This is a genomic window from Streptomyces sp. NBC_00203, assembly GCF_045206325.1.
Classification (GTDB): domain Bacteria; phylum Actinomycetota; class Actinomycetes; order Streptomycetales; family Streptomycetaceae; genus Streptomyces; species Streptomyces lutosisoli.
The window spans coordinates 9165605-9188537 of sequence record NZ_CP108126.1 but is presented as its reverse complement, the minus strand read 5'-3'; the positions used below and the strand labels follow the sequence as shown (position 1 = coordinate 9188537).

22 protein-coding genes are annotated in these 22933 nt (G+C 72.0%); 9 read left to right on the top strand and 13 right to left on the bottom strand.

The genetic code is table 11. The annotated features are described in order from the left end of the window. Window positions 1-119 precede the first annotated feature (119 nt). A complete protein-coding gene (locus OG975_RS40755) occupies window positions 120-992 on the bottom strand; it encodes a shikimate dehydrogenase (RefSeq protein WP_406334607.1) in 873 nt (290 codons plus the stop codon). Window positions 993-1165: 173 nt separating this feature from the next. Here OG975_RS40755 and OG975_RS40750 point away from each other — a divergent pair, with 173 nt between their 5' ends. Together OG975_RS40750 and OG975_RS40745 are read left to right on the top strand one after the other, a co-directional pair. Continuing rightward, the gene (locus OG975_RS40750; protein ID WP_330308771.1) at window positions 1166-1831 is read left to right on the top strand and encodes a TetR/AcrR family transcriptional regulator; all 666 of its coding nucleotides are present in this window, start codon (window positions 1166-1168) and stop codon (window positions 1829-1831) included. A 266-nt stretch (window positions 1832-2097) separates the two neighbouring features. Beyond that, window positions 2098-3450, top strand: a complete 1353-nt coding sequence (locus OG975_RS40745; protein ID WP_406334606.1) for an MFS transporter — start codon at window positions 2098-2100, stop codon at window positions 3448-3450. Between the two features lie 239 nt (window positions 3451-3689). Here the strand turns inward: OG975_RS40745 and OG975_RS40740 are convergent, their stop codons facing one another. Continuing rightward, window positions 3690-4043, bottom strand: a complete 354-nt coding sequence (locus tag OG975_RS40740; protein WP_406334605.1) for a hypothetical protein — start codon at window positions 4041-4043, stop codon at window positions 3690-3692. 144 nt (window positions 4044-4187) lie between these two features. Here OG975_RS40740 and OG975_RS40735 point away from each other — a divergent pair, with 144 nt between their 5' ends. Next, complete coding sequence (locus OG975_RS40735; protein ID WP_406334604.1) at window positions 4188-5501, top strand: hypothetical protein; 1314 nt, start codon at window positions 4188-4190, stop codon at window positions 5499-5501. A 15-nt stretch (window positions 5502-5516) separates the two neighbouring features. Here the strand turns inward: OG975_RS40735 and OG975_RS40730 are convergent, their stop codons facing one another. Then, on the bottom strand, window positions 5517-7643 hold the full coding sequence (locus tag OG975_RS40730; RefSeq protein WP_406334602.1) for a tetratricopeptide repeat protein: 2127 nt from the start codon (window positions 7641-7643) through the stop codon (window positions 5517-5519). Between the two features lie 153 nt (window positions 7644-7796). On the opposite strand from OG975_RS40730, the gene OG975_RS40725 reads away from it, so the two are divergent. After that, a complete protein-coding gene (locus OG975_RS40725) occupies window positions 7797-9020 on the top strand; it encodes an MFS transporter (protein WP_406334601.1) in 1224 nt (407 codons plus the stop codon). A 49-nt stretch (window positions 9021-9069) separates the two neighbouring features. Here OG975_RS40725 and OG975_RS40720 read toward each other — a convergent pair whose 3' ends face one another. Continuing rightward, window positions 9070-9507, bottom strand: coding sequence for a PPOX class F420-dependent oxidoreductase (locus OG975_RS40720; protein WP_406334600.1), 438 nt, complete (start codon window positions 9505-9507; stop codon window positions 9070-9072). A gap of 74 nt (window positions 9508-9581) precedes the next feature. Here OG975_RS40720 and OG975_RS40715 point away from each other — a divergent pair, with 74 nt between their 5' ends. From OG975_RS40715 to OG975_RS40705, 3 genes are all read left to right on the top strand, one after another. After that, window positions 9582-10160 (top strand): TetR/AcrR family transcriptional regulator, encoded by a 579-nt coding sequence (locus OG975_RS40715; protein WP_406334599.1) that lies wholly within the window; start codon window positions 9582-9584, stop codon window positions 10158-10160. Further along, window positions 10157-11710, top strand: coding sequence for an MFS transporter (locus OG975_RS40710; RefSeq protein ID WP_406334598.1), 1554 nt, complete (start codon window positions 10157-10159; stop codon window positions 11708-11710). The genes OG975_RS40715 and OG975_RS40710 overlap by 4 nt, the downstream gene beginning before the upstream one ends. Window positions 11711-11806: 96 nt before the next feature. Next, window positions 11807-13033, top strand: coding sequence for a serine hydrolase domain-containing protein (locus tag OG975_RS40705; protein ID WP_406334597.1), 1227 nt, complete (start codon window positions 11807-11809; stop codon window positions 13031-13033). Window positions 13034-13039: 6 nt separating this feature from the next. On the opposite strand, the gene OG975_RS40700 is transcribed toward OG975_RS40705, so the two are convergent. Genes OG975_RS40700 through ribA form a run of 3 tightly spaced genes read right to left on the bottom strand, consistent with a single transcriptional unit; the run spans window position 13040 to window position 15954 of the window. Beyond that, a complete protein-coding gene (locus OG975_RS40700) occupies window positions 13040-14185 on the bottom strand; it encodes an NAD(P)/FAD-dependent oxidoreductase (protein WP_406334595.1) in 1146 nt (381 codons plus the stop codon). A 48-nt stretch (window positions 14186-14233) separates the two neighbouring features. Continuing rightward, complete coding sequence (locus OG975_RS40695; RefSeq protein WP_406334594.1) at window positions 14234-15250, bottom strand: ornithine cyclodeaminase family protein; 1017 nt, start codon at window positions 15248-15250, stop codon at window positions 14234-14236. Then, the gene (ribA, locus tag OG975_RS40690; protein WP_406334592.1) at window positions 15247-15954 is read right to left on the bottom strand and encodes a GTP cyclohydrolase II; all 708 of its coding nucleotides are present in this window, start codon (window positions 15952-15954) and stop codon (window positions 15247-15249) included. Before ribA ends, OG975_RS40695 begins: the two co-directional genes overlap by 4 nt. Window positions 15955-15993: 39 nt before the next feature. Here ribA and OG975_RS40685 point away from each other — a divergent pair, with 39 nt between their 5' ends. Continuing rightward, entirely contained in the window at window positions 15994-16743 is a 750-nt protein-coding gene (locus tag OG975_RS40685; protein WP_406336691.1) for a creatininase family protein, read from the top strand. Here OG975_RS40685 and OG975_RS40680 read toward each other — a convergent pair. From OG975_RS40680 to OG975_RS40660, 5 genes are all read right to left on the bottom strand, one after another. Continuing rightward, window positions 16626-17840 (bottom strand): lysylphosphatidylglycerol synthase transmembrane domain-containing protein, encoded by a 1215-nt coding sequence (locus OG975_RS40680; RefSeq protein WP_406334591.1) that lies wholly within the window; start codon window positions 17838-17840, stop codon window positions 16626-16628. The two genes, OG975_RS40685 and OG975_RS40680, sit on opposite strands and share 118 nt — an antisense overlap. Continuing rightward, a complete protein-coding gene (locus OG975_RS40675; RefSeq protein WP_406336690.1) occupies window positions 17837-18742 on the bottom strand; it encodes a class I SAM-dependent methyltransferase in 906 nt (301 codons plus the stop codon). The genes OG975_RS40680 and OG975_RS40675 overlap by 4 nt, the downstream gene beginning before the upstream one ends. A gap of 44 nt (window positions 18743-18786) precedes the next feature. Beyond that, window positions 18787-19989: a glycosyltransferase family 4 protein gene (locus OG975_RS40670; RefSeq protein WP_406334590.1), complete on the bottom strand. Its 1203-nt coding sequence runs from the start codon at window positions 19987-19989 to the stop codon at window positions 18787-18789. Further along, window positions 19986-20384: a 6-pyruvoyl trahydropterin synthase family protein gene (locus tag OG975_RS40665; protein ID WP_406334588.1), complete on the bottom strand. Its 399-nt coding sequence runs from the start codon at window positions 20382-20384 to the stop codon at window positions 19986-19988. Before OG975_RS40665 ends, OG975_RS40670 begins: the two co-directional genes overlap by 4 nt. Window positions 20385-20521: 137 nt before the next feature. Further along, window positions 20522-21502, bottom strand: a complete 981-nt coding sequence (locus OG975_RS40660; RefSeq protein WP_406334587.1) for a dehydrogenase — start codon at window positions 21500-21502, stop codon at window positions 20522-20524. 106 nt (window positions 21503-21608) lie between these two features. Between OG975_RS40660 and OG975_RS40655 the strand changes: the two genes are divergently transcribed. After that, complete coding sequence (locus OG975_RS40655) at window positions 21609-22463, top strand: CDP-alcohol phosphatidyltransferase family protein (RefSeq protein ID WP_406334585.1); 855 nt, start codon at window positions 21609-21611, stop codon at window positions 22461-22463. Here OG975_RS40655 and OG975_RS40650 read toward each other — a convergent pair. Further along, complete coding sequence (locus OG975_RS40650) at window positions 22420-22875, bottom strand: hypothetical protein (protein WP_406334584.1); 456 nt, start codon at window positions 22873-22875, stop codon at window positions 22420-22422. The two genes, OG975_RS40655 and OG975_RS40650, sit on opposite strands and share 44 nt — an antisense overlap. Window positions 22876-22933 lie beyond the last annotated feature (58 nt).

Sequence of the window (22933 nt, the reverse complement as noted above, 5' to 3'; positions counted from 1 at the left end):
AGTCACTACCGAGAACCGGGACGGGCCCCGTAAGGGGCGCGGGGAACTGCGCGACCAGCCCCCACCGACGCGCAGTCGCCAATACACCGCAGCCACCCCACCCCTAAGGCGCCCCCAGCTCAGGGCACCCGCACCGCACCGGCCAGCTCAGCAATGTCGGCCAGCATCCGCCCACTGTCAGGCTCCCGCCCGGTGAACAACCGAAACGCATCCACAGCCTGGAACACCGCCATGCCACCCCCATCAAGCACGGCACAGCCCACCGCACGGGCAGCCCGCAGCAGCTCCGTCTCCAACGGCCGATAGACCACCTCGGCAACCCACAGCCCCGGATGCAGCAACTCGGCGGCGAACGGCAGCCCGGGATGCGCGGCCATCCCCGTAGGCGTGGCATGCACGACCCCGTCGGCACGACCGAGCAGCCCCCCGAGCGCATCCGGCGTCGCAGCAGCCGCCCGCCCCTCCCCGAAGTGCCGATTCAGCCCGGCGGCAAGATCGGCGGCACGGTCGGGCATCGCGTCGACGACGGTGACATGCCCGGCGCCCAGCGTGAGCACGGCATGCGCGACAGCCGCCCCCGCACCGCCCGCTCCCAGTTGCACAACCCGCTCCAGGGAGACATCGGGCAGCCCGCGGGCGAAGGACGCCGCGAACCCGGTGACATCCGTGTTGTGCCCGATCGCCCGGCCACCGTCGAACACGACGGTGTTGACCGCACCGAGCGCCGCGGCCTGCGGAGCGAGCTCGTCGAGGTGCTCGATGACCAGCTGCTTGCAGGGGTGCGTGATGTTCAGCCCGTCGAAGCCGAGGTCCCGTGCGGCGCGTACGAGGTCGCCCACCGCCTCCGGACCGACACCGAGCCTGTCGATGTCGATCAGCCGGTACAGACAGCGCAGGCCCTGCCGGTCGGCCTCCCGCTCGTGCAGCGCGGGACTGAGCGAAGGGCCGATGCCGGATCCGATGAGGCCGACGAGATACGAGTTCTGGGGCACGGCGGGCCTCCGGTCGATAGCTAATGTACGAACTGGTTCGTTAGTAAGTGATACCAGGATGTCGGGCCGCCGGGAAGACCCGGACAGGAAAGCCCGCAGCGGGACCCTGCTTCTACAATCGCGGCACCGGCCCCTCCACCGTGCCCGCCAGGCCCCTCGCCCCAAGGAACCCGATGACCAGCGTCGAAGAACCGGCACGACCCAACGGGCGCATCCGTGACGCCGCCCGCACCAAGGCCGAGATTCTCGACGTGGCGACCCAGGAGTTCTCGCGCGCCGGTTTCGCCGGCGCCCGGGTCGACGAGATCGCCGCCCGCACCCGCACCACCAAGCGGATGATCTATTACTACTTCGGCGGCAAGGAGCAGCTGTTCACGGCAGTTCTGGAGCGCGCGTACTCGGTGATCCGCCAGGCCGAGCAGGAGCTGGACGTCGAGCACCTGGACCCGGTCGCGGCCATCCGCCGGCTCGCCGAGCTGACCTTCGACCACCATGAGGCGCACCCGGACTTCATCCGCCTGGTGAGCATCGAGAACATCCACGAGGCGGAGCACATCGCGGCCTCGGAGGAGCTCGGCAGGATCGGCTCGCCCGCGCTCGACGTGATCTCCCGGATCCTTGAGACCGGCCGGAAGTCGGGCCTGTTCACCGCCGACGTCGATGCCATCGACCTGCACGCGATGATCAGCGCGTTCTGCTTCTTCCGGGTCTCCAACCGGCACACTTTCGGCGCCCTCTTCGGCCGTGACCTGGTCGCCCCCGACCAGCGGGAGCACTACCGCACCATGCTCGGCGACATGGTCATCGCCTATCTGACGGCGGACCGCGCGACGGACTGAGGACCCCCGCCGAGGACCGTTCCGCGGACCAGGACCGCGAAGATCCTTCGGCACGACCTCTTGACACCGGGGAAACGTCGGCGCAACATCCGTAGCCATCCGCTACTAACTATCCAGTGGGTTAATTAACCGGGCATCGTCGTCACGCAGAGACGCCCCCGGCAACGGCCGGCCCGTACACCCCCAGGGCCCCGGCACCTCCCCCCGCCGCCACTCCCGTCCCCGGAGTTCCCTCCGTCCTCGGAGTTCCCTCGAAGGAGCACGCCGTGTCCGTCCCCGCCGCCCCGCTCGACGCACCTCCCGGCCAGCCCCGGAAGGCCGCCATGGCCGCCTGGATCGGCAGCGCGCTGGAGTACTACGACTTCTTCATCTACGGCAGCGCAGCCGCCCTGATCTTCCCGAAGGTCTTCTTCGACGAGTCGGACCCGGCCACCGCGACCCTGCTGTCGCTGGCCACGTTCGGCGTCGCCTACGCCGCCCGCCCGATCGGCGCGCTGTTCCTCGGCCACTTCGGCGACCGGCTCGGCCGGAAGAAGATCATGGTCTTCACGCTGATCCTGATGGGTCTGTCGACGTTCCTCATCGGCTGTCTGCCGACCCGCGCGCAGGTCGGCGGCCTCGCGCCCGTCCTGCTGGTCCTCTGCCGCGTCCTGCAGGGCATCTCCGCGGCCGGCGAGCAGGCGAGCGCCAACTCGATGACGCTGGAACACGCGCCACCGAACCGCCGGGGCTTCTTCACCAGCTTCACCCTCAGCGGCACCCAGGGCGGCCAGCTCCTCGCGACACTCGTCTTCCTCCCGGTCGCCGCGCTGCCCGAGGACCAGCTGCTCTCCTGGGGCTGGCGCGTTCCGTTCTGGCTGAGCGTCGCGGTCGCCGTCGTCGGCTATGTCATCCGCCGCACGCTTCAGGAGACCCCGGCCTTCACCCAGCAGGCCGCGACCGAAGGTGTCGTGAAGCTGCCGCTCGCCGTGCTGTTCCGTGAGCACTGGGCGGACGTCCTGCGGGTCGTGGCGGGTGCCCTCATCGCCTCGGTCAGCACGATCTTCACGGTGTGGGCACTGGCGTACGGGACCAGCGACTCGGTCGGCATGTCCCGTTCGCAGATGCTGTGGGTGGGTGCGCTGGCCAACGTCGTCGCCCTCGGCGCGATCCCCGCGTGGGCCACGCTCTCCGACCGCATCGGCCGCCGCCCGGTCTATCTGATCGGGGCCGCGGGCAGCGCCGTCCTGATGTTCGCCTATCTGTGGGCCATCTCCACGGGCTCGTACCCCCTGATCCTCCTCTTCGGCATCCTCACCTTCGGGGTCGTCTACAGCGCCGCGAACGGTGTCTGGCCGTCCTTCTACGGCGAGATGTTCTCCACCCGCGTCCGGCTCTCCGGCATGGCGATCGGCACCCAGATCGGCTTCGCCGTCGCCGGGTTCGCGGTCACCTTCGCCGCGCAGATCGCGGGGCCGGGCGGCGACGACTGGTCGTCCGTGGCGCTGTTCACCGCGGCCCTGTGCGTCCCGCCGGTGATCGCCGCGCTCACCGCCCGCGAGACGCACAAGGTGCCCAGCGAGCGACTGGGCGAGCGTGCGGCGGGGGAAGCCACGCAGCGTGAGACCGTGACGGCTTGACGCCCACCCCCAGGATCGCCCAAGTCCCCGACTGCACAGGGCTGTTCGGGGACTTGGGCATGCGGACGCCCTGTTGACAGGTGACGTTTTCAGCAAGAACATCGGCCGGAACATTCAGGAGAGAACTGCACGGCTGCACGGCAACCCATGACTCTCTCCTCGAGAGCCGCTCCGCGCACCCCGGCCGGGTTCAGGGGCGGCCGGTGTGCGCGGAGCGTTCGTTGTCTATCGTTGCCCGATCACATGAACGGGGCCCGGCCTTGAGCCGGCCCGACAGGCGTGACGGGACCGATGGGCGGGATGCGGAACGTGGGGCGGGACGGCTGGATACGGGTGCCGGTCGGGGACGACGCGGCTCGCTGGGCCACGCGCGGGGGAAGCTCCCCTGTCCTGTTCGTCATCCACAACGTCACCTCCGCCACCCGGCTCCTCGATGTACTCCCGCTGTTCCACGACGACTTCCGGGTGCAGCTGCTGGTGACCTGCACCGGTTCATCGGCCTTCCGGTCCGGGATCGCCGAGCTGCTCGCCGACACGGGAGTGCCGGTGCTGCCCTGGGAGCAGGCGGTGGCGACCCCGGTCGCCCTGGTCATCTCCGCCAGCTTCGGGGGCCAACTCCAGGCCCTTTCAGGTAAATTGACCGTATTGTCCCACGGTATTGGCTACACTAAGAGGCTGGCGACACCGGGAGCCGGGAGCCGGGAGCCGGGAGCCGAGAGCCGGTTCCTGTGTTCGGGATGTCGCGCGAGTGGTTGCTGGACGAGGGCGGGGCGCCGGTCGCCGACGCGCTCGTGCTGTCGCATCCGGAGCAGTACGAGAGACTGCGCGCCGCCTGTCCCGAGGCGGCGCCCACGGCCGTCCTCGCCGGGGATCCATGCTTCGACCGCATGCTGGCGGCCCGCCCGTACCGCGACCGCTACCGCCGCGCCCTCGGCGTACGGACCGGCCAGCGGCTGATCCTGCTCAACTCCACCTGGAACCCGGAGTCGCTCTTCGGCGACGGCGGCGGCGATGACGTACTGCCGTCGCTGCTGCCCCGGCTGACCTCGGAGTTCCCGGCCGACGAGTACCGTCTCGCGGCCGTGCTCCACCCCAACATCTGGCACGGCCACGGCCCCGGCCAGATCCGCGCATGGCTCGACCGGGCCCGGCGCGCGGGGCTGACGCTGGTCGACCCGCTGGAGGGGTGGCGGCAGGCCCTGCTGGCGGCGGACGTCGTCATCGGCGACCACGGCTCGGTCACCTACTATGCCGCCGCAGTCGGCACCCCCGTACTCCTCGGCGCCGCACCCCTGGACGGCCTCGATCCGGACGCGCCGATCTCCGACTTCGTACGGGAGGCTCCACGGCTCGACCCGAGGGCCGCGCTCCGCCCCCAGGTGGAATCCCTGCTCGCCGCCCACCGTCCGCTGCCGGGCCCGGCCGAGTTCACCAGCTCCGTGCCGGGCGAATCGGCGGCCCGGCTGCGCCGCCTCTTCTACGGGATCATCGGCATCCCCGAGCCGGACGGGCCCGCTCTGCTCGAACCGCTTCCGCTCCCGCCGTACGAGCCCCCGGCACGCACCGCGCCATTGCGTGTACTGACGCGTCTCCTCGGCTCGGGCGAGGTCTCGGTCGTGCGGCACGCCGACCCGCGCTCCGAGCCGGACGGCATCGGCGAGGCGCACACGGCGGTGCACGAGGACACCCGCGACCCCGGCCGACTCTCCCTCGCCGACGTCGTGTTCAGGTACGGCGAGGTAACCGATCCGCGCTTCGGCTCTCCGGCGCTGTGGACCCGCGAGGTGCTCGCCCGCCATCCGCAGTGCGCGCTCGCCGCCTATGTCACGGGCGGTGCGGAGTGCGCGGTCCGCACCCGCGCCGGGGACTTCCTCCGGCTGACCGCCGTGTCGTCGGCGGCGGACGCCGATCCGGCCGCGTACGCCTCCGCCCTGCACGCCTGGCTGGCGGCGGGCAAGTCGCTCGACGAGCTGATCGTCCAGGGACTGACCGTGCGCACCGGGCCGACACTCCACTGTGTACGCATCACCCGTGAGGGCGACCGGAGTTGAGGCTCCCGGTACGCGTCATCCTTGAGGCCCGTCGGCGTTGAGGCACCGCTCGCGCAACGCTCGCAGATGCGCGAGCTGATACGCGGCGTTCTCCTTCGCGAGGGCGGTGACCGCCTCGTCGATCAGCGGCAGCGCCTGCGCGAACTCGCCCCCGTCGAGACGGGTTTCGGCGAGGTCGGTGAGGGCGCGTGCCGTGTTGTACGCCTCGCCGCTCTCCCGGAAGAACCGCAGCGCGCGCTCCAGCCGTTCCCGTGCCTCGTCGCGGCGTCCGAGACCGCGCAGGGCGCGACCCCGGTGACGTTCCAACAGGGCGCGGGCACGCGGCAGATCACCGGCGCCCTCGTCCTCGGGACCGATGCCGTCGAGGATGCCGTACGCCTCCTCGAAGCAGTCGTACGCCTCCTGCCAGCGCCACTGCCGCAGGCGCAGCAGCCCGAGGAACTCGACGGCGGAGGCGTGCCCGCGTACATGTCCGGCGGCGCGTTCGTCCCGCGCGGCCGCGAGCGCCTCGGGCTCGGCCTCGTCCCAGCGGCGCAACTCGGTGAGGGTGTGCGCGAGTTGGGCGTGCAGCGCGCCGGCGGCCCGGGTGCCGGGGAGATGGGTGTCGGCCGTGCGTACACCGATCCGCAGGGCGGGCAGCAGGACGTCGTGGTGGCCCGCCTTGAGCTGGAGCGGCCACAGGGCCTGGCAGAGCCGCACGACCGCGTTCCACTCGCGGAACTCCTCGGCGGCGTGGACCACCTGGACGAGGTTGCGCGCTTCGGTGGCGAGCGCGGACACGGCCGCGCCCCGGTCCCCGTACGCGACCGGCGAGATACCGGAGGGGACCCGCCAGCTCTCCGGGAGAGCCGCCTGCGCGGCGCCGACCGCCAGGTGCAGATATCCCTCGATGGTCCGGGACACCGCGGCCGAACAGGCGGCGATGCCGTCGGTGGCGGCCGCGGCGGCTTCCGCGTGCGCGCGGACCACGGGCCGGTAGTGGTAGCGGCCGGTGTCCGTGCGCTCCAGGAGCAGCGCGTCGGCGAGTTCCTCCAGGAGCCGGGCCGCCTCGCTCTCCTCGATGTCCGCGGCGCGGGCGGCGGCCGCGGCGTCGAAGGCGGGCCATTCGTAGAGACCGTTCAGCCGGAAGAGCCGGGCCGCCTCGGGTGGCAGCAGGCGGTAGGAATCGTCGGCCGCGGCACGCACCGGATCACGGTCGGGCATCGGCCGCACCTCCATGGTTGGTACGGAGAGGCGGGGCGCCGCGGCCCGCAGGGCGTACGGCGAGCCGCCGCACCGCTCCAGCACCGAGGGCAGCGTGGCCTTCGCCGCGGTGATCGCGGGCTTGCCGACGAGGTCGGTGAGCAGCCGCACGGCATCCCGCCTGGCGAGGGGGCCGACCTGGACCGGCAGGGCGTCGACGCCGGTGAACGGGCGCCGGGTGACGACGACCGTGAACACGCCGGGCGCGGAGGTCAGCAGGGGGCGGATCTGCGCGGCGGACTGGGCGTGGTCGAGCACGAGCAGCAGCCGCCGATCGGCCACGTGCCGCCGGAAGCGGTCGATGCGGTCCTCGGCCGATGGCGGTATCTCCTCGTCGGGGAGGCCGAGTTGGCGCAGCAGCGAGCTCAGGACGGCGCCCGTGTCGATCGCGCCGGGGCCGCGCAGATCGGCGTAGAGCTGTCCGTCCGGGAAACGGTCCGCCTGGCGCCAGCCCCAGTGCACGGCCAGCGTGCTGGTGCCCATGCCCTCCTGGCCGTGCAGCAGTGCCACCCGGGGGCTTCCGTCGAACGTGCGCGAAGCCTCCTTGTCGAGGAGCTTCAGCGCGTCCTGACGGTCCGTGAAGAACCGTGTGGAGGCGGGAAGACGGGGGCGCCCGGAGCGGAATCCGACGCCGGCATCGGTACCGGGCATCCGCACCCCTTGGGCGAACAGGCTCCAGGCGTGCGCGAGTTGCGGATCGCTGCGCACGCGCTCGTGGACCAGTTGCGCGACGGCGGTCAGCTGCTCGGCGGTCGTCGGCGCGGCGACCTCCCGGCCCGCGATCCGGCGCACCAGTCCCCCGGCCGACTCCCAGGCCCACTTGCCCGCTTCATTGGCCATTCCCATTCCGACGGTTCCCAGCACCGTCGTGATGGCCGCCAACGAGATGGGATCCAGCATGCCCCCGCACCCCCGCGTCCGACGTGTCGCGGTGCGTCCACGCCGCACCGTTTCGATCAACGATAACGTCAGTGAGGGAACCTTCTCGCGCAACTCTGCCAGGGACAGGGCCCCTTGAACCTGACACCAGTGTCAGGGTCGACGCTACGCGGCATGCGAAGCGAGACGACGACACAACCAGCCCTTTCGCACCGTCCGGTCGACGAGCGCGGGCTCCCCCTCAGGGCCCTCCTCGCGCTGGCCACCGCCGTGTTCATCACGAGCCTGACCGAGACACTGCCCGCGGGGGTGCTGCCCGCGATGAGTGCCGACCTCGGCGTCGGGGAGTCCGCCGCGGGGCAGTCGGTCACGATCTACGCGGTCGGGACCGCGCTCACGGCGATCCCCCTGTCGGCGGCCACGGCGGGCCTGCGGCGCAAGCGGCTGCTGCTCGCGGCGATGGCGGGGTTCGCGGCGGCCAACAGCGTCACGGCGGCATCGACGGCGTACCCCTTGACCATGGTGGCCCGGTTCGTCGCCGGGGTGGCCGCGGGTCTGGCCTGGGCGCTGCTGGCCGGGTACGCGCGTCGGCTGGCACCAACTCACTTGCAGGGCAAGGCGATCGCGATCGTCATGACCGGCGTTCCGGTGGCGCTGTCACTGGGGGTGCCCGCGGGGACGTTCCTCGGGGACGCGCTGGGCTGGCGGGTGACGTTCTCCCTGATGACCGTGGTCGCCGTCGCGCTGATCGGGTGGATCGCCGTGGTCGTCCCGGAACAGCCAGGGCAGTCCCGGCAGCGGCGGGGCGACCGGGCACCGATGCTCCGGGCGCTCCGGGTCCCGGGCGTCGCCCCGGTCCTGTTCGTGACGCTGGTCTTCGTCCTGGCCCACACCATCCTGTACACGTACATCGCCACGTTCCTGCGGCACCTCGGCATGGGCGGCTCGACCGATCTCGTGCTGCTGGTCTTCGGCGGTGCGTCCATGGTCAGCATCTGGATCGTGGGCGCGCACATCGACCGGCGGCTGCGCGCCCTCACCGTCGCGAGCACGCTGCTCGTCGCCGTGGCGGCCGGTCTCCTGGCGCTGCTCGCGGACAGTCCCGCGCTCGTGTGGGTCGCGGTGGCGCTGTGGGGGCTCGGCTGGGGCGGCGTGCCCACCCTGCTGCAGACGGCCGTGGCCGACGCGGGCGGCGACGCCGCCGACGCCGCGCAGGCCATGCTCGTCACCTTGTGGAACGCGGCCATGGCCGGCGGGGGTGTCGCGGGCGGTGTCCTCCTCGACCTCTTCGGCCCCACGTCCTTTCCCTGGACGGTTCTTGGGCTCCTGCTGCCCGTGGCGGCCGTGGTGATAGCGGCCCGCGCCCACGGTTTTCCCGTACGCCGCGTGAGCTCCTGAGACGGGCGACTGGGTCTGGGCCGCATCACACCTGCTGGACGGTGGCGGCTCAGCCCCGGGGAATCCCGTACGCCCGCTCCACATGGAGCCGTAGCACGAGCCGGCGGTCGCGGACCATGGCCGCCCGGTAGTCGTCCCAGTCGGGGTGCTCGCCGAGGACGTCACGGTAGACCCGGATCAGTTCCTCGACGGTGTCGTCGTGCGGGTCCTGGGCCACGGGCGTCAGCTCGGCCGTGCCCTCGGCGACCGTGTACGCCCACCGGTCCTCACTGGTCACGTGGTACGAGGCCCGTGGGTCCCGGCGCAGATTGCGGGTCTTGGCGCGGTCGTCGGTGAGCGAGACCCGGACGATCCGCTCGTCGGGGTAATAGACATGGCTCACGTTCGACAGCTGGGGCCGTCCGTCCTTCTTGAGGGTGACGAGCACCCCTCCTTTGTACTCGGAGAGCAGCTTGAGCAGTGCGTCCTGCGTAGCGTCCTGAGTCATGCCCCCATCAACGCCGGGAACCTCGGACGGCATTCCGCGTAGACACTGTCTACTCAGACTGGTAGACAGTGTCTATGAGTGAGCAAGAGGCAGGACTGAAGAGCCGGCTGATCGAGGTCGGCGTCGATCTCGTGACCAGGGAAGGCGCACAGGCACTGTCCCTCCGGGAGATCGCCCGGCGGGCCGGGGTCTCGCACGGCGCCCCCCGCCGCTACTTCCGCACCCACCTGGAGCTGCTGTCCGCCATCGCCCGCAGGGGCTTCGCCGACCTTCAGGCCCGTGCGACGGAGGCGGTCGGGGACGGCGAGGCCGGTCCCCGTGCTCAACTCACCACGCTCGGACGGGTCTACCTCGACTTCGCTCTGGCCAACCGCGGAATGTACGAGCTGATGTTCCGTCATGACCTGTTGGAGAGCAATCGGCTGGGGCTCCGGGAGACGAGCCTGCCGATGTTCGGCGCGCTGGTCGACCTGGTCGGCCGGGCGCGCCCCGAGGCCGACGCCCCGGTCGTCGCGGGCGCCCTGTGGGCCAACCTGCACGGGATCGCCCAGTTGTGGGGCTGGGGCAGCCTCCAACTCACCACGGGCACCGACGACTTCGTACCCCTGCTGCATGCCGCGCTGGACGCGCACCTCGGGCCGGAGGAACGGTGAACTCTCCCGGCTCTGCGGTCCATCGGCGTCTCACCCTCGCGAGCAGCGTCGTCGGTGCCGTGATCGTGGCCCTGGACGGAACCGTGCTCACCGTCGCGCAGCCCACGCTGCAACGCGATCTGCACGCCTCGTTCGGGCAGGTCCAGTGGACCAGCACCGGGTATCTCATCGCGGTGGCCAGCCTGTTGGTGTTCGCGGGGCGTCTCGGGGACCGGTACGGCCACCAACAGGTCTTCGCTCTAGGGATCCTGGGCTTCGGCGCGACGTCTGCGGGGATCGGTCTGGCGCCCGGCATCGGCTGGGTGATCGGGCTGCGGGTCGCGCAGGGCGTCTTCGGAGCGCTGCTGCAACCGGCCACACTCGGGATGCTGCGCGCCGCGTACCCTGCCGACCGGCTCGGGATGCCCATCGCGCTGCGTACGAGCGCCATCGGTCTCGCGGCCGCCACCGGTCCACTGGTCGGCGGGGCGCTGGTCACCCATATCGGCTGGCGGGCGGTCTTCTTCGTCAACGTGGTGCCGTCGCTGGTGATGGGCGTCCTGGCGCTCGCCGTGCGGGGCCCGGCCCGGGGCAAGGTCCCGGCCCGGGGACTCGACGTGACCGGCGCCTGTCTGCTCGCGGTGGCCCTGGTCGCTCTGGTACGGACGCTGGTCGCACTGCCGGAGACGGGCTGGACGACGACGACCGTGCTCGGCCTGGTCATGGTCGCCGTCGCGGGAGCCGTGTTCGTACGCCATGAACGCCGTACCGCGAGCCCGCTGCTCCCCTCCGAGGTCCTCGGCTCCGCGACCATCGGCGCGGCGCTCGGCATCCTGGTGGCGGCGTCGGCGTCGATGCTCGGCGCGCTGTTCGTCGGCAGCTACTTCCTCCAGGAGACCCTGGGCCTGGACCCGTTGCAGACCAGTCTGAGGGCGCTGCCCGGCGCCGTGGTGATCGTGCTCGTCGCCCCCGTCGCCGCCGTACTCCTGCGCAGGTTCGGCGCGCGTCGCACGACGCTGGCGGGGACGACAGTCCTCACGCTGGGCGTCCTCGCGCTGTCCCGGCTCGACGAGGCGTCGACGGTCGTCGCGATCGGCGGTGGCTTCCTGCTGCTGGGCGCCGGTTTCGGAACGGTGATGGTCACCGCGACGGCGGTCGTCGTGCGGCACGCCTCGGTGGAGTCGGCCGGTGTGGCGGGCGGGCTCCAGCAGACGGCGATGAATGTCGGGCCCACGCTCGGAGTCGCTGCGGCGGCCACGCTGATGACGCTCACGACCGGTGTCGCGACGGGTCCCCCGCTGACCGCGCTCGCGGCGGTGTCCGCGATCGGCGTGCCGCTCGCCCTGCGGCTTCCGGGTCGTACTGGCGTCCTAGGCCCTGTCGTCAAATTCCCGTCTGCCGGGCGACGCCTGGCACGCTCCCCCACTGCCTCAAGGGCGTGGGAGGTGCCCCCACTCGCCGCACCGGGCGAAAGCCCAAGTACGTCCAGTACGAGGGCTTCCGCCCGGCACGCCGAGAGCACGCACCAGACGCCGCCCGGCCCGCCCTCCGGGCGGACGACGGGAATTTGACGACAGGGCCTAGCCGCCGACCAGGGTCCCCCCAGCGACGCCGCGCCCGTCCGTACGAGACCATGAAGGACACGAGCCGCAGCCCGGAGGAGAGCCATGGGACACCTGCGACAGGAGGCCGAGCCGCGCGAGGCCGGCCTTGATCCGAAGGCGCTGGCCCGCCTTGACCAGCACTTCGCCCATCTCGTCGACGACGGCCGGCTGCCCGGCTACCTCGTGTCCGTGTCCCGGCACGGCCGTGTCGCGCACCTCACCACGTACGGCTGTCGTGACCGTGAGGCCCGACTGCCGGTGGAGACCGACACCTTGTGGCGGCTGTACTCCATGACCAAACCGGTCACCTCGGTCGCCGCGCTGATGCTGCTCGAAGAGGGGCACTTCCAACTCGACGATCCGGTGGCCGACTTCCTCCCCGCCTTCGCCGAGCCGCGGGTGTACGTCAGCGGATCCGGCCCCGGCACGAAGACCCGCCCGGCCGGACAACCCCTCCTGCTCCGCCACCTGCTGACCCACACCGCGGGCCTCACCTTCGGCTTCTACTACTCCCACCCCGTCGACGCGCTCTACCGGGACGCCGGTCTGGAGTCCTCGGTGCCGCCGGGCGCGAACCTGGCCGAGACCATCGACGTGTACGCCGGGCTGCCGCTCCAGTTCGAGCCGGGCACCCAGTGGAACTACTCGGTCGCGACCAACGTCCTCGGCCGCGTCCTCGAAGTGGTGTCCGGCCGGGACCTCGACGAGTTCCTCGCCGAACGGATCTTCGGCCCGCTCGGGATGACGGACGCCGGGTTCTGTGTCACGGACGAGCAGGCCGGCCGGCTCGCCGAGTTGTACGGGGAGGACGACGGGGGCCGGATCACCCCGATCGCCGGGCTCCCGCTGCACGGCCGCCCCCGCTTCCTGTCCGGCAGCGGCGGCATGGTGGGCAGCGCCCACGACTACCACCGGTTCATGGAGATGCTCCGCCGCCGCGGCGAACTCGACGGCACCCGCCTGCTGACCCCCGAGACCGTGGACCTGATGGTCTCCAACCACCTCCCCGGCGGCGCCGACCGCCGTACCTTCGGCAGCCCGGTCCACCAGGAACCCGGCAACGCGGGCCTCGGCTTCGGTCTCGGCGTCTCCGTCGTCGTGGATCCGGAGATCACCCGGTCCCCGTCCAGCCGGGGCGCGTTCGGCTGGAGCGGCGTGGCCAGTACGACGTTCTGGGTCGACCCGCGTCGTGACATGACCGTGCAGTTCTTCACCCAGGTCCGCCCGACGGCCTCGCACTCCCTCTTTCCCGAGCTGAAGCGGCTGGTGCACGAGGCGGTGCTGGACTGAGTCCGGTCAGACGAGGTTGACCTCGGGGCGCAGGGCGTCGGTGGCGAACCGGTCGGCGCTCAGCGGGCCGATGTCGACGAAGGGGGCCCGCCCCAGGTAGAGGTCGCGGACGACCTCGCCGACGGCCGGGCCCTGGAGGAAGCCGTGGCCCGAGAACCCGGTCGCGTACAGGAAGCGGGAGCACGAACTCGCTTCGCCGATCAGGGCGTTGTGGTCCGGGGTGATCTCGTACAGGCCCGCCCAGCCGCCCGTCCTGCGCAGGTCGAGCAGGGCGGGGGCGCGGCGCTCCATCGCGGCGTAGAGGTGCGGGATCCAGCGGTCGTGCGTCTCCGTGGAGAAACCGGGCCTCTCGTCGGGGTCGGACATGCCGACGAGGAGGCCGGGGCCCTCGGCGTGGAAGTAGAGGCTGGTCGTGAAGTCGATGGTCATGGGCAGGCCGGGCGGCAGTCCCGGGACGGGTTCGGTGACGGCGATCTGGCGGCGCAGCGGTTCCACCGGGAGGTCCACACCGACCAGCGCGCCGATGGCCCGGGACCAGGCGCCGGCCGCGCAGACGACCGTGTCGGTGGCGATCCGGCCCTGGTGGGTGACCACGGCCGTGATGGCGTCGCCGTGCGTCTCGATGCCGGTGACCTCGCAGTGCCGCAGTACGGTCGCGCCATGGCGGCGGGCCCCGGTCGCGTAGCCCTGGACCACGGATTCGGGCGTGCAGTGCCCGTCGTCCGGGGAGAAGGCCGCGGCCAGCAGCCCGTCGGTGGTGATCAGCGGCGACAGCCGGCGCGCCTCGGCCGGGTCGATCATGCGGCTGGGCACGCCGAGACCGTTCTGCAGCCGCACTCCCGCCTCGAACGCGGCGACCTCCTCGGGCGTGGAGAGCAGGAACAGATAGCCGACCCGGTGCAGCCCGATGTCCTGGCCCAGTTCCTCGCCGAAGCGGGCGAACGCCTCCAGACTCCGGGCGCCGAGCTGGATGTTGAGCTCGTCGGAGAACTGCGCCCGGACCCCGCCGGCCGCGCGTGAGGTCGAACCGGAGGCGAGTTCGTCGCGCTCGACGAGCACCACGTCGGGCACCCCGGCGCGGGCCAGGTGGTAGGCGATGCTCGTGCCCATCACACCGCCGCCGATGACGACGACCCGCGCGGTCCTGTTCATCGGCACACCTCCCTGGCTCGGTTCATCGGCACGCTCCCCCGTACGGATTCATCGGCGCGTCCCCTTCGCCCGGGCCGCGTCGATCACGGCCCAGGCCGCGGCGGCGTCCTGGATGCCGAGCCCGACGCTGTTGTAGAAGACGATGTCCTCGGGACGCGTACGAGCCGTGTGCCGGCCGGTGAGGACGCCGCCGAGCGGGATCAGGTCCTCCCGGGTGAGCCGGCCGTCGCGCAGCGCCTCGACCACCGGGCCGGCGTGCTCCGCCGCGGTCTCCGGATCGTCGACGACCACCGCGGCGGCCCGCCGCACGACCTCCGCGTCGACCTCGCTGCGGGTGGGCTCGAAGGACCCGACGCTCACCACTGTGCAGCCCGGCGCCAGCCACTCGCCCCGCACGACGGGGGTGGCGCTGAGGGTGCAGGCCGCGACCATCGGGAGCCCGGCCACGGCTTCCTCGGCCGTGTCGACGGCCTTGACGGCGACACCGAGTTCGGCGGCGAGGCGCTGCGCCGCGTGCGCCCGTCGCCCCGGGTCCGGGCTCCACACCCGTACGGACCGCAGTTCGCGGACCCGGGCGACGGCCCGCGCGTGGGCGAGGGCCTGGGTGCCGGAGCCGAGCAGGCCGAGCTCGGCGCTGTCGGCGGTGGCCAGCGCGTCGAAGGCGACGGCGCTGGCGGCGGCCGTACGCAGGGTCGTCACCGCGGTGCCGTCCATGACGGCGGCGAGCTGCCCGGTGACCGGGTCGAGCGCGTTGATCACCGCGTGGATCGTGGGCAGTCCGGCCGCCGCGTTGCCGGGGTTGACGCTGCCGATCTTGGCGACCGCCCCGGTGTCCGCGGACAGCCGCGCCAGATACGCGAAGACGACGCTGTCGTCGAAACGGCTGGGGTGCATGATCTTCCCGGGCAGCTCCGCGGTGCCGTCACCGAGCGCGGTGAAGGCCGCGCGCTGCGAGGCGATCGCCGCGTCGGTGTCCAGCAGCTCCGCCACCTGCGCACGCGAGAGATACAGCGGGCCGCCGGCGTCGTTGACGGCGGTGGCTGCGTTGGCTGCGTCTTCTGTCATTCCTCAGTGATAACCGTCTTCGCCGATCCGCAAAAGATCGCCTGCGCCCAGTCGCCGCCGTCCAGGTGGGGGAGGTAGTGGTCGAGGCGCTCTCGCTTGGTCAGCAGATAGCTGAGGTTGTCCTCGCACGGCGGGATCAGCAGCGGCACCTGCTCGGCGACCTTGATGCCGTTGCGCAGCAGCGACTCCCGCTTGCGCGGGTTGTTCGACAGCAGCCGTACGGACCGTACGCCGAGGTCGTGCAGTATCTCCGCCGCCACCCCGTAGTCGCGGGCGTCCACCGGAAGGCCCTGGGCGAGGTTCGCCTCGACGGTGTCCATGCCCTCCGCCTGGAGCTTCATCGCGCGCAGCTTGGCGAGCAGACCGATCCCCCGGCCCTCGTGGCCGCGGAGGTAGACGAGGATGCCGCGCCCCTCGGCGACGATGGCGCGCAGCGCGGCGGTGAGCTGGGGGCCGCACTCGCAGTGCGTGGATCCGAAGGCGTCTCCGGTCAGGCACTCGGAATGCAGCCGGGTGAGCACGTCTCCTTCCCGGAGGGTGTCCAAGTCCCCGTACACCAGGGCCACTTGTTCCTCGCCCCGGTCGTGGTCGAGGTAGCCGACGGCATGGAAATCGCCGTACTTGGTGGGCAAGGGGGCAATCACGACTCGTTCGACACCTGTGAGGTGGGCATTCCCGCCGAGTACGCCAAAGTTATCTGTCATGATCTGGTTCCTAAGCAGAGTCGAAAGGGCCGTGAAAACATGGATAGTTCGGGAACGCGCTCGACGGTATCCGGTCTGTTGCCGCTGGACACCACGGAGGATGTACGGGAACGGGGGGCCGGTGTCGCCCGTCAGGTCGCCGTCCTTCCCGTCGGCAGCTTCGAACAACACGGTCCGTTCCTTCCGCTCGCGACCGACACACTCGTGGCGTGCGCCATCGCGCGGGAGGTTGCCGCCGCGTATCCGGTCCATCTCCTTCCTCCGGTGACGATCTCCTGCTCGCACGAGCACGCGGCCTGGCCGGGGACCGTCAGCATCTCTTCCGTCACGCTCCACGCGGTGGTACGGGACATCGCCGGCTCGCTGCGGGGGTCGGGCGTCGACACCCTGGTGCTCGTCAACGGGCACGGCGGGAATTACGTATTGGGCAATGTGGTTCAGGAATCCGCGGGGAGCGGTACCCGTATGGCGCTTTTCCCGGCCGTGGAGGACTGGGAGGCGGCGCGGGAACGGGCAGGTGTGCAGACCTCGTTGCTCAGCGATATGCATGCCGGGGAAATCGAGACCTCCATTCTTCTGCACGCCCATCCGGAATTGGTCAAAGCCGGTTACGAGACCTCCGATTTCACCGCCGACGACCGGCGGCATCTGCTCACCGTCGGCATGTCGGCCTATACCGATTCCGGTGTCATCGGCCGTCCCTCGCTGGCTTCCGCCGAGAAGGGGAAGGAACTGCTGGCGGCGCTGACCGATTCCTTCGAAGCGTGCTTCTCCCTGGTGACGCATTGATCGTGCCCTCCCGCGCTCTCCTCCCGGGGGCGCCGGAGCGCAGCGCACCACCGGACGACCAGGACAACGGCGCCGGGCAGGCTCGCCGCGAAGCTGAGCACTCCGTAGACCACGGCGACGGTCAGGCCCATGCTCGCGCCGAGCCCGGCGGCACCGAACGCCCAGGCGGTCGCGCCCTCCCTGGGGCCCCAGCCGCCGACATTCAGCGGCAGCCCCATGGCGAGCAGGGCCAGCAGCGCCAGCGGCATCAACTGAGCCACGGACGCGGCGGATCCGGCGACCCTGGCGGCGAGCACGAACATGGCCAGGTGACCGGCCAGCACCAGCACCGACGAGAGCAGCACACCGGGCCAGCTGCCCCGGGCGAGCAGCGCGCCGCGCGCCTCGGCGAGCGCGGCGCGGACGGCTCCGTAGCGCTGGGCACGACCGGGGGCCCGGCCCCTGCGTACGGCGCCCACCGTCACCACTCCGCACACCGCGACGATCGCCAGGATCACCGCGAAGTGCCGGGTGTCGGCGAGCACCGGCGACGGCTGGGTGAGCAGCACCGCGGCCCCGACGGCCACCAGCACCGCCTGCCCCGCGGTCCGTTCGAGCACCACCGCCCGCACTCCGCGGCCGACGTCCCCGGCGCTCTGACCGTGCCGCACGGCACGGTGCACATCGCCGAGCACCCCGCCGGGCAGCGCCGCGTTCAGGAACAGCGCCCGGTAGTAGTCCGCGACGGCGGCTCCCAGCGGCAGCCGGATCCGCAGCCCGCGGGCCACCAGACACCACCGCCAGGCGCTGAACACCGTGGTGAGCAGCCCGAGTCCGAGCCCCGCCAGGAGCGTCACGGCGTCGATCCGCCGCAGCCCGTCCAGGAAGACACCGGTACCCAGTCGCCAGAGCAGCACACCGAGGATGGCGACACCGGCGACCGTGCCGAGGTGGGTGCGGAGCCGGCGGGAGTCGAGCCGGGCGCGCGGGCCCGCCCCGGACCGGGTGCGCGCCGGACCGGCCGTACCGGAGGCGAGGTCCTCGTGCTCGCTCGCCTCGTCGGTCGGCGCACGGACCGCGCTCGCGTCCACCGCCACCGCCTCCACCCCGGCGCTCACACCGCACCGCCCGTCGGCCCGGGCAGCACCAGCACATCGCTGTGGTGGACCACCACCCGCAACTCGCCCGCGGCGCACGCCGTCAGTCGGGCCTGGAGATACGACTCCGCACGCGCCGCCAGGTCGGGCCGCTGCTCGCAGGCCGCGCCGACCCAGCCGCGCAGCCACTCCTCGGTGAGCGCGGCCTCGTCGGGGCCCAGCCGCCAGGGGCTGGGATGCACCCGTACCGTCGCGCCGTACCGGCCGAAGGCCTCGCAGGCCGCCGTGATGGCGTCGGGGCCGAGGAGTTCGCCACGGCGCTGGTGGGTGTTGAACGCCTCGCCGAACTCGGCGTCGAGCGGGTCGGCCGGTGCGAGTTCGATCCGCCCGACGACGGACAGCGTCAGCAGGGCCGGGACCCCGGCGCCCGCGCAGGCCGCCGCGAGCCGGTCGATCTCCTCGCCGGTGAGCACGTCGAGCAGCGCGGAGGCCGTCACCAGCGAGGCGCCGGCGAGGGCGTCGGCGGTCAGCCTGCCGATGTCACCGCGTTGCGTGGTGACCGTGATGCGGCTGCCGTCGGCGGCTGCGCGGGGAGCCCCGACGGTCGCGAAGTGCAGCAGATAGGGGTCCCGGTCGTGCAGGATCCAGTGCTGGGCGCCGTCGAGGCGGGGGGCGAGCCAGCGGCCCATGGAGCCGGTTCCGCAACCGAGGTCGTGAATGACCAGGTCGCCGCCGCGCCCCGGCCGGTTCGCCAGCCGGATGCGCAACGGGTCGAGCAGTTCGGGCGCCCGCGCGGCGGCGTCGGCGCTCTCGCGCAACTCAAGCCACTGGGGGGCGTATCGAGGGACTTCGTCGGCATCGGCCGCACCGACCCGCTGACCAGGCACACCCGTCCTCGCAATCTTCTCGGACGCGTCGGGCACCGCCGCGCCGCGTCCCGGCACCCCCGCGGGGGTCGTCGCCGTACTCACGCCGCCCTCCGGGGTTCGCGGGGCAGCCGGCCGAGCACTCCGGCCAGGCTCCGGGCCGTGGTCGCCCAGCCGTCCAGCGCCGCCCGGCGTCCTCGCGCGGCCGCCTTCAGACGGCGCCGTACGTCGGCCTCGCCGAACCAGCCGCGCAGCTCCGCGGCGAGGGCCGCCGGGTCCTCCGGTGGGACGAGGATGCCGGGCACCCCGCCGTCGGGGGCGCGCCCCACCGCTTCGGGAAGGCCGCCGACGTCCGTCGCGAGCACCGGAATCCCACGTGCGAGCGCCTCGGTGACGGCCATGCCGTACGTCTCGGCGTAGGACGTGAGCACCATGAGGTCGGCCGCCGCGTAGCTCGCGTCGAGTTCCGCGCCCGCCTGCGGGCCGGCGAGGTGCAGCCGGTCGCCGAGGCCGTGCTGCTCGATCAGCGCGCGAAGCCGGGCGACATAGGCCGGGTCCTGGCCGAGGCCGCCGACGCAGACGCAGCTCCAGGGCAGGTCGGTGACGGTCGCGAGGGCCTCGACCAGCCGGTGCTGTCCCTTGCGCGGGGTGACCGCGGCGACGCACAGCAGCCGCGAGACGCCGTCGGTGCCGGGGGCCGGCGGCGCGATGTCCGCGCCGGGCGCGGCGACATGGACGCGGTCGGGGGCGAGCCCGTGGTGGGCGACGAGCCGGCGGAGGGCCCAGTCGCTGGTGGCGACGACGGCCGACACGGCGCGCAGCGTCGTGCGTTCCCGGGCGTCCAGGTCGGCGGCCACGGCGGGCGCGAGACCCGTCTCGTCGCCGAGCGGCAGATGCACCAGCACGACGAGGCACAGCCGTTCGGCCTCGGGAACGATGATCTCGGGGACGCCGCAGGCGACGAGTCCGTCGAGCAGGACGACCGTGCCGTCCGGCAAGTCACGGAGCGTACGGGCGAGTTCCGTACGGGCGGCGGATCCCGGGCTCGGCCAGGTGCCCGCGACGGCGTGCCGGTGGACCTGCCAGCCGAAGCCGGGCAGGTCCAGGCAGAGCCGCCGGTCGTAGGCGTTGCCGCCGCTCGGCGCGGCCGGGTCGTCGACACCGCCCGGCATGACGAAGTGCACGGAGCGCAGGGACATGGGGATGATCTCGGCGTTCTTGGGGGCCGTGTGCTGCGGGGGCACGTAGTTCAGGGCGGCCTGGTCACTGGTGAGGGACGCCCGGTCCATGGTCGTGTCGGTCACAGGGCACGCTCGTAACTCGCCCAGGCGATGTGCGACTCGTGCAGCGTGACCGTGATGCCCGCGAGGCCGTGGGCGCCCGCGCCCAGTGCCCCGGCCTGTACGCGGTCGGCGAGGCGGTCGGCGATGACCTTGGCCAGGAACTCCGTCGAGGTGTTGGTGTCCTTGAAGTCCGGTTCGCTGTCGAGATTGCGGTAGTTCAACTCGCTCACGACGGCGCCGAGTTCCTGGGTGGCCAGACCGATGTCGACGACGATGTTGTCGTCGTCCAGCTCGGCGCGGCGAAACGTGGCGTCCACCAGGAACGTCGCCCCGTGCAGGCGCTGCGCGGGTCCGAAGACCTCGCCACGGAAGCTGTGGGCGATCATCAGGTGATCGCGGACGGTGATGCTGAACAACGGACGACCCTCCAGGTGCGGTGCGTCTGATCCCCTGCCGGGGCCACGTCGTGTAGTACGGCTGCCTCGTTCTCCTTGTTCAGCTGCCTGTTCCCCTTTCTTTGAAGTCTTCAGAGGTCAGGCAGGTTGTTCCGGGCTCAAACGTCGTCGTAGACCACGCGGTGGCACAAGCCGGGTATCGATCCGGAGGCGAGCTCGGCCATCACGCCGGGCAGTTCGCCGAAGCCGCACTCGCCGGTGATCAGCGCGTCGAAGGCGGGTTCGGCGAGCAGTTCGAGGGCGAGCGCGAGGCGGTCGGCGTAGGTCCTGCCGGGCCTGCTCGCCGGGGAAACGGAACCCACCTGGCTGCTGCGCACGACCAGGCGCCGCGAGTGGAAGGCCTCGCCCAGCGGCAGGCTGACGCGCCGGTCGCCGTACCAGCTCATTTCCAGCACGGTCCCCTCCGGGGCGAGGAGTTCCAGCGACCGGGTGAGTCCCGCCTCGGTGGCGCTGGCGTGCACCACGAGGTCGCGCTCGCCCTCGGCGTCCCCGGGGAGCGCGAAGTCGACGCCGAGCGCCCGCGCGATCTCGCCGCGGGAGGGATCCGCGTCGACGAGCTGGACGCGTACGCCCGGGAAGCGGGCGAGCAGCGCGGCGACGGAGCAGCCGACCATGCCGCCGCCCACCACGGCGATCCGGTCGCCGATCAGCGGCGCGGCGTCCCAGAGGGCGTTCACCGCGGTCTCGACGGTCCCGGCGAGCACGGCGCGCGAGGCGGGGACCGCGTCCGGTACGACCGTCACGGCGCTCACCGGGACGACGTACCGCGTCTGATGCGGGTACAGGCAGAAGACGGTCCGGCCGAGCAGCGACACGGGCCCTTCCTCCACTCGGCCGACGCTCAGATAGCCGTATTTCACCGGTGCGGGGAAATTCCCGTCCTGGAACGGTGCACGCATCGAAGCATGCTGACTTTCCGGAACACCCCCGCGGAAGACGAGGGTCTCGGTGCCCCGGCTCACCCCGGAGAAGAGCGTGCGCACCAGCACCTCGCCCTCGGCGGGTGCCGGAACGGCGACGTCCCGTATCTCACCGTGCCCGGGCGACCGGAGCCAGAAGGCGCGAGCTGAGAGTTCCATGAGCGTCCCCCTGAACGATTCAGCAGATCTTCACGTACGGAGCAGTGACAAGCCGCGCACTGTACGCGGCGTTGATCGACTCTGTCATACGGCCGGAGGATGTGCGGTGGCCCTGAACAACACATACGACGCGAGGCTCCCTGAGCAGGAGACCATCGTGGGAGCCGGTGTGCAGCTCCTGTTGCTGGTCCTGCTGGGTACGGCGATCGGGATGGGGCCCGCGGGCTGGCTGACCGGCCTGGCCTTCGCGATCGCCACCTGGGCGGTACTGACCCGCGCCCTGCGCCGCTCCCGGCCCCGCTCGTTCGGCCCCGCCAATCGTGTGACGCTCGGCCGGGCCATCCTGGTCGGCGGCGTCACCGCCCTGGTCGCGGACTCGTTCCAGAGCTCGCCCCCGGTCAGTCTGCTGGTCGGTCTGACGGCGGTCGCCCTGATCCTCGACGGTGTCGACGGCAAGGTCGCCCGGCGCACCGGAACCTCCTCCGCGCTGGGCGCCCGTTTCGACATGGAGGTCGACGCGTTCCTGATCCTGGTGCTGAGCGTGTACGTCGCGATGTCGCTCGGCCCGTGGGTGCTGCTGATCGGCACGATGCGGTACGCGTTCGTGGCGGCGGCCCGGGTGCTGCCGTGGCTGAACGGCGCGCTGCCGCCGAGCATGGCGCGCAAGACGGTGGCGGCACTGCAAGGCATCGTGCTGCTCGTCGCGGGCGCCGGGATCCTGCCGCGCGAGGCGACCGCGGGGGCCGTGCTGCTGGCCCTCGCGTCGCTGGTCTGGTCGTTCGGGCGCGACATCGCGTGGCTGTGGCGCCACGGCGGCCGAAGGGTCGGCGGCGGAGAGCCCGTTGCCGGCCGACAGCTCGTCGGCGCCGGAGAGCCCATTGCCGCCGTCCTGCCGCTGCGCCGCCTTCCCGGTCCCGTCAGCCTGTCCTCTCGGCCGGTACCGGCGCGTTCCGAGGGTTGATCACGTGCCAGAACAGGTCGACCCCGTTGGTGTCGGCCGGCTGGAGGTCCCCGGTGTACGAGTACAGCGGGGAGCCGTCATACGTCACCTGGTCCCCGCCGTCGGGTCGTGCGACGGTACCGAGCGTTCCGGCGATGCCCGGCGGCAGCCGGAGTTCCGCGCCGGGCGGGTTGAGCAGCGGCTTGTGGGTGTCCGTGCAGGAGCCGGCACAGTCGACCGTCCTGGAGTTCTCCGCGTCGTAGGTGTAGAGGGTGCGCCCGCCCGGATCCGTGAGGACGCGCCCCATCGTGTCGGTGTCGGCGACCATGACGGTCAGCGGCAGGGGTTCGGGCGCCGCCACCGCGGGATGTGGCAGGCCCAGGCAGGACGCGATGGCGATCGCGGCCAGCAAGGGGGTGACCCGTCTGCGCATGACGCTCTCCTCAAGTCTGTGGGACGGTCGGCGGTCTGTCGGCCCGTCGGCGGTCTGC